Origin of the sequence: Aminobacter niigataensis (assembly GCF_014200015.1) — a bacterium.
Classification (GTDB): domain Bacteria; phylum Pseudomonadota; class Alphaproteobacteria; order Rhizobiales; family Rhizobiaceae; genus Aminobacter; species Aminobacter niigataensis.
Genome location: NZ_JACHOT010000002.1, coordinates 168,288 through 182,374, shown reverse-complemented (window position 1 = coordinate 182,374; position 14,087 = coordinate 168,288). Strand labels below are relative to the sequence as shown.

The window sequence follows — 14,087 nt, the reverse complement described above, 5'->3', positions numbered from 1 at the left end:
GGAATTGAAGCGCGGGGGCAACCGGACCGTGGCGACGCGGGCAGCAAGGCAAAGGGAACGGACCGGCGCCTCCCCCAAGGCGCCGGTCCGGCCGCAGTCATTGCAGCGTCAGCACCAGGTCGGCGATGCGCTTGCGGGCGGCGGCAGTCTTCACGGGATCGATGCGCCAGGCCTTGAGGTCCTTGAGCGGCACTGAATCCGGGCTGTCTTTCACCGACGGTCGCACGGCATAGTCGCCCGGCACGTTGAAGGGCTCGAAGGCCGGTCCGCCAGTGGCCGAGTCGTCGCCCATCATGAAGTCGATCAGCAACCGAGCCGCAGCCGGGCTCGGTGCCTTGTCGACCAGCGCAAGGACTGCTGGGAACAGAATGCCATTGGAGGGCGCGACGTCGTTGGCAACCTGCAACGCCCAGCCTTCCTTTTCGTTGTCGCGGCGATCGGAATAGGTGGCGAAGCCGACCGGCGGATTGGCCGTCGTCTTGTCGCCGATGGCCTTGTTGATAGCGTCGCTGTTGGGCACCAGCACGAGGTCGTTGGCGAATAGGTCGCGGATGAACTGCTCGCCGGCACCCTGGAGGTCGCTGTCGACGGCGATCGGCTTGCCGAACTGCGCCTCGTAGGCCTTGGCCATGTCGTCGGGCCGCAGCGAGAACTCGACGAGGAGGTCAAGCAATTCGCCGCGCTGCATGGGGTCGACCATCAGGACGCGGCCCTTCCATTCCGGCGTGGTCAGTTGCCAGACATTGTTGACCGGCGCGCCATTCGGGTTGGCCGCCTCGTTGTACATCAGCACCTTGGTCGACAGGCGCTGGGTCAGCAGCGGAGTCTTGTGTTCCTCGGCGAGTTCGCCGGCGACGCGCGGCGGGATGTAGGGCACGATGCGATTGGTTTTCACCAGATCCTCGTACACGACAGGCGTGTCGGCGATGTAGAGCACGTCGACGGCGTTGACGCCGGCGGTTTGCTCGGCGACGACACGGGCGATCTGCTTGACCGAACTCATGTCGACGCCGACGAGGTCGATGCCGGGATAGGCTTCCTCAAAGGCCTTCTCGACCTTGGCGATGCGGCTCGACAGCGAGAAGACAGTGACCTTGCCTTCCTTCTGCGCGAGCGGCAGCAGCTCGGCCGTGCTCATGGTGTCGAGCTCGGCAGCGCTCGCTGCCAGTGGCAGTATGGCGGCTGCTGCAAACAGCGCCCATTTCATCGACTTGAGCATATTTCCCTCCCAGGTTTCTCAATCGAATTCGTCGAACAGACCCGACAGCCGTTCCAGCGCGCCCATGACGCGGGGCTGGTGGCGGCCGGCAATGGTCAGAAGGATGGCGTTGACGATGGCGAACGGCACCGTCGGCGTCTGGAACTCGCTGCCCGAGCGGCCACGGGGTGCCGCCAGCACAAGGTCGGCCTGGGGCTGCATCATGGTGCCGGCGAGGTCGGTGACCAGCATGGCCTTGGCGCCTTGCGCATGACAGTGCTCGACAAGTGGAGCGTAGCTGGTCGGCTGCTTGCGGAAGGCGAGCGCGAGCACGAGGTCGCCCTCGCGCATGCCGACGACACGCTCGGCGATGTCGCGGCCGCGGCCCTCGAGCACGATCGGGGTCATGCCGAAGCGGTCGAGCCTTCGGCGCAGGAACTGGGTGATCGACTGGGCATGGCCCTGGCCGAACAGGAAGATGCGCTTGGCCTCGACGATCATGTCGGCGGCGCGGTTGATGCTGTCCTGGGTGACGGCAAGGCGAAGGTGTTCGAGGGCCGCGATCTCGGTCCCGATCAGGTCGAGCAGGAAGTCGCCATGCTCGACCTTGGCGACGGAGCGGCGCATGCGCTCGGCGGCATCCTGGCTCTCGACCAGTTCGCGCTGCAATTGCGAGCGCAGTTCGGGATAGCCCTTGAAGCCGAGTTTCTGGGCCAGCCGGGTGGTCGCCGCCTCATGCACGCTGGCGCGTTCGGCAAGCCGGGCGCTCGACAGGAAGGCAGCTTCGGCGGCGTTGTCGAGCAGGGCTGAGACGAGTCGCTGGTCGGCCTCGGTGAGGCGGGTCGAATGGCTTTTGATGCGATCCAGCAGAGTCATCATCTTGCATCCATATTGCACTCGACTCTTATGATGCAAGGCATCTTGCAGTCAAGTGCAAACGTGTGCAAGATTGACCTTTCTATCTTGCAGGCCGATGGGCAGGGAAAAGAAAAGGCGCCCGAAGGGGCGCCTTATTGGGAGCAGATAGGACGATTAGCAGCGCTCGAAGTGGCTCACCTGTATTTCATATAGCCGACGAAACCGGTGATCTTCCAGCGATCGCCAGCCTTGCGGCAGAAATAGAGTGTCTGCCAGTTCAGGCGGTCGTCGCTGCCATCGGCGCGGCGGATGGTGCCGTCGAACTTCTTGCGGGCAACGGCGACGTCGCCCGTGATGTCGATTTCGGCCAGGCGCGTGGCGCGGAAGATGCCGTCGGCCAGCGGCTCGGCATAGGCGGTGGCAGCCGTCTCCGCCGCCTGGCGCAGCCACTCGTCGCGATAGACCGATAGCGTCGGGAAGGCTGCATGCCAGTCGTCGGGATTGGCCGAGTTGTGGGCATGGACGCCGAGGAAACGGTGTTCGTCGAAATCGCCCGACACCATCGCCCAGTCCTGGCCGACAAAGGCGGTGATGTCGCGGCGCACCAGCATCTCCCAGATCGCGGCGCGGTCTGGGTCGTTGGGGAACGGGTTTTCGGCAGTGATCATGTTTTGCTTCTCTACTTGCCGGCGGCTCACGTCGCCGGACGGAACGGCTTCGCCAGCGATGCCGGGAAATGCAGTGCGAGCATCTGCCGGTTCTGCGAGATGATCACGAGCACGACGATCGTCGCGAGATAGGGCAGGGCCGAGAGCAGTTCGGAGGGAACGGCGATGCCCAGCGCCTGGCCCTGGAGCTGCAGGATTGTCATGCCGCCGAACAGCCAGGCGCCGAGCAGCACGCGCAACGGCCGCCATGTGGCGAAGACCACCAGCGCCAGCGAGATCCAGCCCTTGCCGGCGGTCATGTTCTCGACCCAGAGCGGGGTATAGGCGACCGACAGATAGGCCCCGGCAAGCCCGGCCATCAGCCCGCCGAACAGCACGGCGAGATAGCGGATCCTGATCACCGGATAGCCGATGGCGTGCGCGGTCTCGGGCGACTCGCCGATGGTGCGCAGGATCAGGCCGCCTTTGGTGCGGTAGAGGAACCAGCTGATGACAAAGAACATGACAATGGCGAAATAGACCATCGGGTCGAAGCGGAAGAACATCGGCCCGACGACGGGAATGTCCGACAGGAACGGGATGCTCATGCGGTCGAGCGCATCGATCGGGGCCGAGCCGAAGTTGCGTCCGAGGAAGGCGGAGACGCCGGAGCCGAAGATGGCAAGGGCCAGCCCCGCCGCATACTGGTTGGTGAGAAAGGTCAGCGCCAGCACGCCGAACAGGAGCGAGGCGGCGGCCCCGCCGAGCGCGCCGGCGATGATCGCCACCGGCATGGGCAAGCCGGCAATGACCGCCCAGAAGGCGAAGGCGGCACCGATCAGCATCATGCCTTCGATACCGAGGTTGAGTACGCCGGACTTTTCGACGACGAGCTCACCGAGGGCGGCAAAGATCAGTGGCGTGGCGGCAATGATGGTACCGGTGAAGATGGCAATGAACAGGTCCATCAGGCGTGCTCCGGAATGCGGCGAAGTCGATAGAAGATGAAGAAGTCGGCGGCGAGCAGGAAGAACAGCAATATGCCCTGGAAGATTCGCGTCAATGCTGCGGACAGGCCAAGGTTCATCTGCACTGCCTCGCCACCGAGGAACAGCAGCGACATCAATAGCCCGCCGAGCACGATGCCGAAGGCATTGAGGCGGCCGATGAAGGCGACGATGATCGCGGCGAAGCCGTAGCCGGGCGAGATCTGCGGCGACAACTGTCCGAGCGGCCCGGCCACCTCCGCCATGCCCGCGACGCCGGCGGCAGCACCGCCGGCAAGCAGGCCGATCCAGACGGCCGAGGATTCGCGGAAGCCGGCATAACGTGCCGCCAGGGGGGCCGCGCCGCTGACCGACATCTTGTAGCCGAGGAAGCTGCGGTCGGTGAACAGCCACATCAGGAACACAGCGACCACGGTGATGAAGACCGAGGCGTTGAGACGGTAGGCATAGTCGAAGGGCTCGAACATCGCGGCAGCCGACAGAAGCGCCGTCTGCGGATAGTTGAAGCCTGCCGGATCGCGCCACGGCCCATGCACCAGCCACGACAGCAGAAGCGTGGCGATATAGGTCAGCATCAGGGTGACCAGGATCTCGTTGGTGTTCATCCGCGCCCTGAGGAAGGCAGGGATGGCGGCCCAGGCCATGCCGCCACAGGCGCCAGCCAGGAACATCAACGGCAGCAGGATGGGACTCTCGGGGTTGGGATAGAACAGGCCGACGCCGCAAGCGGCGATCGCCCCGACGATCAGTTGTCCCTCGGCGCCGATGTTCCAGACATTGGCGCGAAAGCCGACGGCCAGACCGCAGGCGATGAGGATCAGCGGCGATGCCTTGAGCAGCCACTCGGAAAGCCCGTTCAACGAGTTGAGCGGGGCGATGAAGAAGGCCTGCAGCGTCACCAGCGGGTCATAGCCGAGCGTGGCAAATAACAGCGAGCCGACGACAAGCGTAAGCACGGTCGCGATGACCGGCGCCGCCACCCGCATCCTGGCGGATGGTTCCGGTCTTTGTTCAATCCTGTACCGCAACTTCGCCTCTCCCGTTGGTGCCGTTGCCGCGGTCGACCTTGGTCATCAACAGGCCGATCTCCTCGCGGTTGGTTTTTGTCCTGATCAGCGGCGGCGAAACCTGTCCCTGGCAGATGACGAGCAGGCGATCGCAAATCTCGAACAACTCGTCGAGTTCCTCCGAGATCACCAGCACGGCCGCGCCCGACCGGCTGAGATCGACGAGCGTCTGGCGGATGAAGGCGGCTGCACCGACATCGACGCCCCAGGTCGGCTGGGCGACCAGGAACAGTTTCGGCTGCAGCGCGATTTCGCGGCCGACGATGAATTTCTGCAGGTTGCCGCCTGACAGGCTTTGGGCACTCGCCTGCGGCCCGTTGGCCTTGACCTTGAAGCGCTCGATGATCTTCGCGGCGAAGCTGTTTGCTCCCTTGCGGTCGACGAGGCCGTTTCGGACCAGACCGGTGCGATGGGCGGTCAGGACCGCATTTTGCCACAGCGCATGCGGGGGCACGGCGCCGCGGCCGAGCCGCTCTTCCGGCACGAACGCCATGCCTAGCTTGCGCCGTTCGCTGGCGTTGAGATGGGCCGCAGCCCTGCCGTCGATCTGGATCGAAAGGGCATTGCCGTGGGTGCGCTCGCCACTGAGCAGCGAGATCAGTTCGGCCTGGCCGTTGCCGGACACACCGGCAAGCCCGACGATCTCGCCGCCGCGCACCTCGAAGGAGACGTTTTTGAGTTCGACGCCATATTTGTCGCGGGCAGGGGCGGTGAGTCCGCGCACCTCGAGCACCGGCTTTTCGCTCGGCACCGACGGGCTGACATGCATTTCGGGCAGCTCCGCACCGACCATCATTCGGGCGAGTTCGAGCGACGTGCTTTGCTTGGGCCGCGCGGTGCCGGTGACCTTGCCGTTGCGCAGCACGGTCGCCGTGTCGCAAAGCTCCTGCACCTCGTCGAGCTTGTGGCTGATATAGACGATCGAGCAACCTTCGCTGGCGAGCTGGCGCAGGGTCTCGAACAGCTTGACCACCGCCTGTGGCGTCAGCACCGAGGTCGGCTCGTCGAGGATCAGAAGCTTCGGGGCCTGCAGCAGGCAGCGTACGATTTCGACGCGCTGGCGCTCGCCGACCGAGAGGTCGTGCACCCGCCGGTGGGGGTCGATCGGCATGCCGTAGCGGTTCGACAGCTCGGTGATCTGGCGGGCAAGGGCATCGAGGTCGAAGGTGTTGGATACGGCGAGTGCGATGTTTTCGACCACGGTGACGGATTCGAACAGGGCGAAGTGCTGGTACACCATCTCGATGCCGAGTGCCCGCGAGGTGGCGGGCGTGTGTGCGGCGATGGGTTTGCCGTCGCAGTAGATCTCGCCGGAATCGGCCTGGGCCGCGCCGTAGATGATCTTCATCAATGTCGATTTGCCGGCGCCGTTTTCACCGAGCACGGCGTGGATTTCGCCCGGCATGATCGACATCGAGATGTCGTCATTTGCAACGATGCCGGGATAGCTTTTGGTGATGTTGCGCAATTCGAGGCGTGGGGGCATAGCCGGTCCTGCCATATGGGTTGGACGATGCGCAGCCATAGCCACCGGAGCCTGCGCTCCGGTGGACTTGCTAGCGTGGGGCGGAAATCAGCCGAGCTTGCCGATCATTCCCTTGACGAACCAGTTCATGCCACGGATGTCGGCATCGGCCAGCACGCTGCCGGCCGCGACCTTGACGTTGCCGTCCTGGTCCTTCAGTTCGCCGGCATAGGGATGGACCTTGCCCGAGCCGATGTCGGCCTCGAGCTGCTTGAGCTTGGCGATGACGTCGGCAGGGATGGCTTCGTTGTAGGGCGCCATCTTGACCACACCACCGGCAAGGCCGTCCCAACGTGCTTCCGGCTTCCAGGTGCCGGCAGCCACACCCCTGGCGGCGCCGACATAGTCGCTCGACCAGTCGAGCGTGAAGGCCGTGAGTTGCTTGCCCGAGCCGAACTTGGCCATGTCGCTGGCGTAGCCGATCGACCATGCGCCGCCTTCGCCCGCTACCTGCACGCCGGTTGCGGTATCGGTCATCGAGCAAATGACGTCGCAGCCTTGCGAGATCAGTGTGTTGGCCGCTTCCTTTTCCTTGCCCGGATCGAACCAGGAATTGAGGAAGATGGCATTGCAGGTGATGTCGGGATTGACGCTCTGGGCGCCGAGCAGCAACGCATTGGCCGGGCCGACGATGTCGGGGATAGGGAAGCCGCCGATGAAGCCGATCTTGCCCGACTTGCTCATATGCGCGCCGGCGGCACCGGCAACGAAGGTGCCTTCGTAATACTTGGCCTCGAAGGTGCCGAGATTGGCGAGGTGGACGATGCCCGAGCAATGCTCGAAGGCGACCTTCGGGAAGCGCGGCGCCACCTTCTGCATCGGCGTGCCGTGCGAGAACGAGGTGCCGAAGATCAGCTGGTTGCCGGAGGCAGCGAGTTCGCGGAACACGCGCTCGGCGTCCTGCGGCATGAAGATGTTGTCGATGACCGTGAGCGCGACCTTGTCGCCGAATTCCGCCTTGATGGCGTCGACGCCCAGGCTGTGCTGCTTGGTCCAGCCGATGTCGGCAATCGGCGAGACGTAGACAACGCCGACCTTGAGCGGCTCCTGGGCGCTGGCGAGGCCAGCCCAGCCGCCGGTGCCGATAGCTGCGCCGGCAGCGCCGGAATATTGCAGGAATTTTCGTCTGGTGAGATTGATCATGGTGGTAACCCTCTGTTGGTAGTCGGCGCCCGGCTTCGTGCCGGGTCTATTTAGCGGCGTGGACGTGGGCGTGCGCCCCCGCTCCACCGTTATCTCCCGTCTTTTTTCGTGGTGCAGGCTTCGGCGCTTCGCCGGCCTTGCCGTCGAGATACGGCTCCAGCGCCTCGCGCGGCGACAGTTCCGGAAACACCTGCCGGTCCATGATGTAGCCGCGCACGACGGAGCGGTGATGCGCGTCGATCAGTTCCATCGCCGGCTTGAGCCGGCCCTTTTCGAGCAGGTCGATGACGCGGGCGTGGTCGTCGAGCAGGTTGCAATAGTCGAAATCGGCGGTGATCAGCGAACGCAGCAGCGTCGTGCGGCGCACCAGCTGGGCATGGATCTCCTGCATCACCCTGTTGCGGCTGAGGCGGACGAAGACGGTGTGGAATTCCTGGCCGAGCACGTCGGCGAGCGCGTCGTTGCCGGAAGCCACCGCCTGGCGCTGGCGCTCGACATGCTGGCGCAGTTCGGCCCATCCGGCAGGCCCGAGGCGATCGCTGAGCTGGGCGGCGACGCCCTGCTCGACCAGCGTCAGCGCGTCGTAGATTTCCAGCGCTTCCTGCATGCTCGGGCGGGCAACGAAGGCGCCGCGGTTGCGCTCGATCTGGGCGAGCCCGTCATCGGTCAGCCGGATCAGCGACTGGCGGACGACGATACGGCTGACGTCGAAAATCTCGGCCAGCTCGCGTTCGCCGAGCTTGCAGCCGGGCACCAGCCGGTGATCGATGATCGCCCGCGTCAGTATGTCGGCAATGGCCTGCGAGCGACTGCTCATGGCACCTTCCTCCCCCACCTGCGCACTTTGGCTTGCTCAGCGGTCACGCACCGGCGTTGGCTGCACCTGATGTGCCGCATATCCCGAGTTACGTTTCCCATATCGGTAGTCAATCCTTTCCGCCTGTCAACCAACTTTCTCACATGGCAATGCAAATTTCCATTGATTGATATCCAATCTTGTGTTTCCAATAATGCCATAAAAGAGCTAGGTTCATGGGGAAGTGCTAGCCAGGGAGGGTGCGATGAGCATAGCTGCCCTTTGTAGCGACAGAGTTCTTCTCAACGATTGGCATGTGGTCGCCGACCTCACGAACCTGTCGGCCGCCGAGCCGTTCCAGACCCGCCTTCTCGGCGTCGACATCACCATCCATTGCCGTGGCCGCTACAACAAGGAAGTGGTCCGCAACGATACCGGTGCGCTTGTCAATTCGACCAAGCGCTACGGCTTTCTCTGGGCCTGCCTTGGCACACCGGAGCGCGATATCGTGTTCGTGCCGGAGGCGGAGGAGGGCGACCGTTACCTGGTCACCGGCGGGTCGATCGCGGTCAAGGTTTCGGGCCTTCGGGCGGTCGAAAATTTTCTCGACATGGGGCATTTTCCGTTTGTCCATACGGGCTGGCTGGGCGACGAGCCGCATACGGAAGTTGCACCCTACAAGGTCGAACTGACGGCCGCCGACGAACTGGTTGCGACCGAATGCAAGTTCTACCAGCCTGTCGCCTCGCCGACGGCCAAGGAGGGCTTCATCGTCGACTACGTCTACAAGGTGATACGGCCCTATACAGTGGCGCTCTACAAGAGCAACCCGGTGCACAAGGCCCGGCTCGACGTCATCACCCTGTTCGTCCAGCCCGTGGACGAGGACAATTGCGTCGCTCACCCCTTCCTCTGCTACCTCAAGGACGGCGTCGACCAGGCTGGAATCCGAAACTTCATGCAGTTGATCTTCGCGCAGGACAAGCCGATCCTCGAAAACCAGGTGCCGAGGCGCCTGCCGCTCGACCCGCGCGCTGAAACTCCGATCCGTGCGGATGCCGTCGCCGTCCTTTACCGGCGCTGGCTGCGCGACAAGTCTGTCACCTACGGTGCGATACCGGCGCGGATGTGAACCCGCGCCCTTAGGAAGGAACCTCATATGACCCAGACGAGATGCACGGATCAGGTGATCCTCGACCTTTGGCACCCGCTCGCGGCCGTTTCGGAACTGCCGGTGGGCGTGGTCGTCGACACCGTCCTGCTCGAAGAGCGGCTCAGCCTCGCCGCCGACAGCGCCGGCAAGGCAGCCGTGTGGCGCTCGCGTCCGGAAATTGCAGCGGACAATCCCGTCGACATCGCCGCGCTCGGCGGCACGTTGCCGGTCAAGATCGCCTACGGTTATGTCTGGACCTCACTGGGCAACCCGCCGGCCGATATCTTCCCGATCCCCGAATATGCCGAGGCCGACCGGCGCAGGCTCAATGCCGCGACGCTGGGGGTCAATGTCTCGGCGCCGCGAGCCATCGAGAATTTCCTCGACATGGGCCATTTCCCCTATGTCCACACCGACATCCTCGGCGCCGAACCGCATACGGAGGTGAAGGAGTATGACGTCGAAATCTCGGTCGACCGCGACGAGATCCTGGCCACACGCTGCCGCTTCTTCCAGCCGATGGCATCGACGGCCTCCGACGGCGGCGCCGATGTCGACTACATCTACCGTGTGCCGCATCCTTATTGCTCGGTGCTCTACAAATCGAGCCCCCTGGATGAGAGCCGTCTCGACGTGATTGCCGTGTTCCTGCAACCGGTCGACCAGGAGCATGTCCGCGCCCACATGATGCTGTGCGTGCTGGACGAGGACAATGAAGACAAGGTGATCAAGCGTTTCCAGCAGACGATCTTCGGACAGGACAAGCCGATCCTGGAAAATCAGTTCCCGAAGCGGCTGCCGCTCGATCCGCGTGCCGAAACACCGATCCGTGCCGACAAGTCGGCCATCGCCTACCGCCGGTGGCTGAGCCAGAAGGGCGTGACCTACGGGGTCATCCCCGCCGCCACCTGAGCGCCCTCAAGGCGCCAACCGACAAGATATCAGCGAGGAACATATGCTCGACCTAGCCAAGACCAGATGGCATCCCATCGCCGCGGGTTACGACCTGCCATTGCGCCACGTCTTCCACGGCCAGTTGCTCGGCCGCGAGTTCGCCGTCTGGCGCGCCGACGATGGCTACGTCAATATCTGGGAGAACCGTTGCCTGCATCGCGGCGTGCGCCTGTCGATCGGCATCAATGACGGCCGCGAGCTGAAGTGCCAGTACCACGGCTGGCGCTATTCGAACCGCACGGCCGGCTGCACCTATATTCCCGCTCATCCGGCCGATGCGCCGGCCCGCACCATCACCAACCGCACCTTTGCGGCGGTGGAACGCTACGGCCTGGTCTGGTCGGCGGAGGAGCCGCAAGGCGAGGTTCCGGAAATTCCGGGCCTGGCCGAAGGCGAGTTGCTCGCCCTGCGCGGCATCCCGGTCAACGCGCCGGCCGACGTCGTGGCAGCCAGGCTCAAGGGTTATCGCTTCCAGCCGAACGCAGCCCTTGACGGCAAGGACGCAAAAGTCGCCGTCGAGGCTTCAAACGATTTCACCGTCGCGTTGCGCGCGGTCGAAGGTGGTGCTGCGACGCTCGCCGCGTTCTTTGTCCAGCCGGTCGATTCCAACCGCTCGGTGATCCGCGGCGTGCTCGACGGCAAGGTCGAAGGTGCCGCCCGTCTCGCCGTGCTGCGCCACCACAACGAACTTCTCTCCGCACTGCGCGTCGCGGTCGAGGCCGAGGCTGCGCACAAGCCCGCGCCGGCACCACTGGAGCCGGTGATCGAACGCGTCTCGCCGGAACTGGCGGAGATGCCGGAGGAAACCAAGCACGGCCGCAAGGCGACGATCCGAGTCCAGGTGGCGCGGAAGTGGCCGGCCGCCGACGGTATCGCCGGCTTCGAGCTCCGGCCGATCAAGGGCCTGCTGCCGACCTTCCAGCCCGGCGCGCATATCGACGTGCACCTGCCGAACGGCCTGATCCGGCAATATTCGATCACCAACGGCCCGGGCGAGAGCGACAGCTATGTCATCGGCGTCAAGCTCGAGCGCGACTCGAAGGGCGGTTCGACCTGCCTGCATGAGACGGTGCGTGAAGGTGACGTGTTGGCGATCTCCGAGCCGCGCAACAATTTCCCGCTGCGCCGCGACGCGGTCCAGACGCTGTTTATCGCCGGCGGCATCGGTATCACGCCGCTGCTGGCAATGGCCCAGGCACTCAAAAACCAGAGCCTTGCGCACGAGCTGCACTATTTCGCGCAGAACGAGGCACAGCTGGCCTTCCCCGAGAAGACGAGCACGCTCGGCGCCTCGCTGAAGCCGCATCTAGGTCTTTCGCCCGACCAGACGGGCGCCATGCTGCGCGAGATCCTCAGCGGCTACGGCCCGGACAAGCATGTCTATCTTTGCGGCCCCGGACCGATGCTCGAGGCGGCACGCCATATCGCTGCCGAGATGGGTTGGCCGGAGACGGCGGTGCATTTCGAATACTTCAAGAACACCAATGTCATCGACGACAGCACCAGCTTCGAGGTCGCACTGGCGCGCTCCTGCATGACGCTGACGGTGCCTGCCGGCAAGACGATCCTCGAGGTGATGCGCGACGCCGGCATCGACATGCCGTCGTCCTGCGAGCAGGGCGCCTGCGGCACCTGCCTGGCCACCGTCATCGAAGGCGAGCCCGACCACCAGGACGTCTACCTCAACGATGCCGAGCGCAAGTCCGGCACCAAGATCATGACCTGCGTGTCGCGTGCCAAGTCGGCGCGGCTTGTACTCGACCTCTAGGAGTTCTCCGATGATCACGCTCTATGACTACGAACTGTCGGGCAACTGCTACAAGCTGCGCCTGCTGATGGGCATGCTCGGTGTCGAATGGAAGACCGTTCCCGTCGACTTCTATCCCGGCCGCGAGCACAAGTCGGACTGGTTCCTGAAGATCAATCCGCTGGGCCAGCTTCCTGTCATCGACGACGACGGGCTGGTGCTGCGCGATGCCCAGGCGATCCTGGTCTACCTCGCCTCGAAATACGATGCGTCAGGCACCTGGTATCCACGCGACAACCCGGCGCTGCTCGGCGAAATCAGCCAGTGGTTGGCCTTTGCCGACGGCATCACCGGCACCGCGTCCGCGGCGCGGCTGCATGACGCGCTGTTCTACGACTTCGACGTCGAGGCGGCCCGCGCGGGCGCGCATCGGCTGTTCCGCATCCTCGACGAACATCTGTGGTTCGGCGAGCAGGAAGGGCGCAACTGGATCTGCTCGGCATCCCAGCCGACCATCGCCGACATCGCGTGCTTCCCCTACATCATGCTGTCGGAAGAGGGCGGCATCCCCAGACAGGACTATCCGGCGATCCGCCGCTGGTGCGACCGCGTCAAGCGCCTCAAGGGTTTCAGCGTCATGTCGGGCGTGTTCCCCGCAGGGCCGGCCAAGGCTGCCTAAAGTTCGATAATCCGCCGGACGAAATGCCCGGCGCCTACTTGTTGTTGGGAGAGAAAGACATGAAAACCCGCGCCGCAGTCGCCGTCGGAGCCGGAAAGCCGCTCGAGATCATGGAGGTCGACCTCGAAGGCCCGCGCGAGGGCGAGGTGCTGGTCGAGATCAAGGCGACCGGCATCTGCCACACCGACGAATTCACGCTGTCGGGCGCCGATCCGGAAGGCATCTTCCCGGCGATCCTCGGCCATGAGGGTGCGGGCGTCGTCGTCGACGTCGGCAAGGGTGTGACCTCGCTCAAGAAGGGCGATCACGTCATCCCGCTCTACACGCCCGAATGCCGCTCGTGCCCGTCCTGCCTGTCGCGGAAAACCAATCTGTGCACCGCGATCCGCTCGACGCAAGGCCAGGGCCTGATGCCGGACGGTTCGTCGCGCTTTTCGATCGGCAAGGACAAGATCTTCCACTACATGGGCTGCTCGACGTTTTCGAACTTCACCGTACTGCCCGAGATCGCGCTGGCCAAGGTCAACCCCGACGCGCCCTTCGACAAGATCTGCTACATCGGCTGCGGCGTGACGACCGGCATCGGTGCGGTCATCAACACCGCCAAGGTCGAGATCGGCGCAACGGCCATCGTCTTTGGCCTCGGCGGCATCGGCCTCAACGTGCTGCAGGGTCTGCGCCTGGCGGGTGCCGACATGATCATCGGCGTCGACCTCAACAATGAGCGCAAGGCCTGGGGCGAAAAGTTCGGCATGACGCATTTCGTCAATCCGAAGGAGGTCGAGGGCGACATCGTTCCTTACCTCGTCAACATGACCAAGCGCGGTGCTGACCAGATCGGCGGCGCCGACTACACCTTCGACTGCACCGGCAACGTCAAGGTGATGCGCCAGGCGCTCGAGGCCAGCCATCGCGGCTGGGGCGAATCGATCGTCATCGGCGTCGCCGGTGCCGGCCAGGAGATATCGACGCGTCCGTTCCAGCTGGTCACCGGCCGGACCTGGAAGGGCACCGCCTTCGGCGGCGCGCGCGGCCGCACCGACGTGCCGAAGATCGTCGAGTGGTACATGGAGGGCAAGATCCAGATCGACCCGATGATCACGCATACGCTGAAGCTCGAGGACATCAACAAGGGTTTTGACCTGATGCATGCCGGCGAGAGCATCCGAAGCGTCGTGGTTTACTAAAAACGGAACCGCGCCTGGGCTTGTTGCGGGTCTTTAAAGCCTCCCAGCTTGCCCGCATGTTCCCCAAGCCAGGCGTCGGCCGGCGGTGCGTTCGAGGGTTCCACGACCTCTCGGCCGCGCCGCCGG

The 14,087-nt window shown here is 64.3% G+C and carries 13 protein-coding genes; 5 read left to right on the top strand and 8 right to left on the bottom strand.

The genetic code is table 11. The features are described 5' to 3' along the window. Positions 1 to 97: 97 nt before the first annotated feature. The 8 genes from GGQ99_RS10645 to GGQ99_RS10610 all read right to left on the bottom strand — a co-directional run bounded on the left by GGQ99_RS10645 (position 98) and on the right by GGQ99_RS10610 (position 8,262). Positions 98 to 1,207, bottom strand: a complete 1,110-nt coding sequence (locus GGQ99_RS10645; protein WP_425486802.1) for an ABC transporter substrate-binding protein — start codon at positions 1,205 to 1,207, stop codon at positions 98 to 100. Positions 1,208 to 1,237: 30 nt separating this feature from the next. Further along, a complete protein-coding gene (locus GGQ99_RS10640) occupies positions 1,238 to 2,077 on the bottom strand; it encodes a MurR/RpiR family transcriptional regulator (protein WP_210307838.1) in 840 nt (279 codons plus the stop codon). 173 nt (positions 2,078 to 2,250) lie between these two features. Beyond that, complete coding sequence (locus GGQ99_RS10635) at positions 2,251 to 2,724, bottom strand: hypothetical protein (protein ID WP_183262523.1); 474 nt, start codon at positions 2,722 to 2,724, stop codon at positions 2,251 to 2,253. A 26-nt stretch (positions 2,725 to 2,750) separates the two neighbouring features. Continuing rightward, on the bottom strand, positions 2,751 to 3,671 hold the full coding sequence (locus GGQ99_RS10630) for an ABC transporter permease (RefSeq protein WP_108606734.1): 921 nt from the start codon (positions 3,669 to 3,671) through the stop codon (positions 2,751 to 2,753). After that, on the bottom strand, positions 3,671 to 4,738 hold the full coding sequence (locus GGQ99_RS10625) for an ABC transporter permease (RefSeq protein ID WP_108606735.1): 1,068 nt from the start codon (positions 4,736 to 4,738) through the stop codon (positions 3,671 to 3,673). The genes GGQ99_RS10630 and GGQ99_RS10625 overlap by 1 nt, the downstream gene beginning before the upstream one ends. Next, positions 4,722 to 6,263: an ABC transporter ATP-binding protein gene (locus tag GGQ99_RS10620; protein WP_108606736.1), complete on the bottom strand. Its 1,542-nt coding sequence runs from the start codon at positions 6,261 to 6,263 to the stop codon at positions 4,722 to 4,724. The genes GGQ99_RS10625 and GGQ99_RS10620 overlap by 17 nt, the downstream gene beginning before the upstream one ends. A gap of 87 nt (positions 6,264 to 6,350) precedes the next feature. After that, complete coding sequence (locus GGQ99_RS10615) at positions 6,351 to 7,445, bottom strand: BMP family ABC transporter substrate-binding protein (protein ID WP_183262522.1); 1,095 nt, start codon at positions 7,443 to 7,445, stop codon at positions 6,351 to 6,353. A gap of 46 nt (positions 7,446 to 7,491) precedes the next feature. Then, the gene (locus GGQ99_RS10610; RefSeq protein ID WP_108606738.1) at positions 7,492 to 8,262 is read right to left on the bottom strand and encodes a GntR family transcriptional regulator; all 771 of its coding nucleotides are present in this window, start codon (positions 8,260 to 8,262) and stop codon (positions 7,492 to 7,494) included. A gap of 244 nt (positions 8,263 to 8,506) precedes the next feature. On the opposite strand from GGQ99_RS10610, the gene GGQ99_RS10605 reads away from it, so the two are divergent. Genes GGQ99_RS10605 through GGQ99_RS10585 form a run of 5 tightly spaced genes read left to right on the top strand, consistent with a single transcriptional unit; the run spans position 8,507 to position 13,961 of the window. After that, a complete protein-coding gene (locus GGQ99_RS10605; protein ID WP_108606739.1) occupies positions 8,507 to 9,373 on the top strand; it encodes an aromatic ring-hydroxylating oxygenase subunit alpha in 867 nt (288 codons plus the stop codon). 27 nt (positions 9,374 to 9,400) lie between these two features. Next, positions 9,401 to 10,306 carry an aromatic ring-hydroxylating oxygenase subunit alpha gene (locus GGQ99_RS10600; RefSeq protein ID WP_183262521.1) on the top strand — a complete coding sequence of 302 codons (906 nt, stop codon included), beginning with the start codon at positions 9,401 to 9,403 and terminating at the stop codon, positions 10,304 to 10,306. Between the two features lie 43 nt (positions 10,307 to 10,349). Next, entirely contained in the window at positions 10,350 to 12,116 is a 1,767-nt protein-coding gene (locus GGQ99_RS10595; RefSeq protein ID WP_183262520.1) for a 2Fe-2S iron-sulfur cluster-binding protein, read from the top strand. 10 nt (positions 12,117 to 12,126) lie between these two features. Further along, positions 12,127 to 12,774: a glutathione S-transferase family protein gene (locus GGQ99_RS10590; protein WP_183262519.1), complete on the top strand. Its 648-nt coding sequence runs from the start codon at positions 12,127 to 12,129 to the stop codon at positions 12,772 to 12,774. Between the two features lie 59 nt (positions 12,775 to 12,833). Next, entirely contained in the window at positions 12,834 to 13,961 is a 1,128-nt protein-coding gene (locus GGQ99_RS10585) for an S-(hydroxymethyl)glutathione dehydrogenase/class III alcohol dehydrogenase (protein ID WP_183262518.1), read from the top strand. The last annotated feature ends 126 nt before the right edge of the window (positions 13,962 to 14,087 follow it).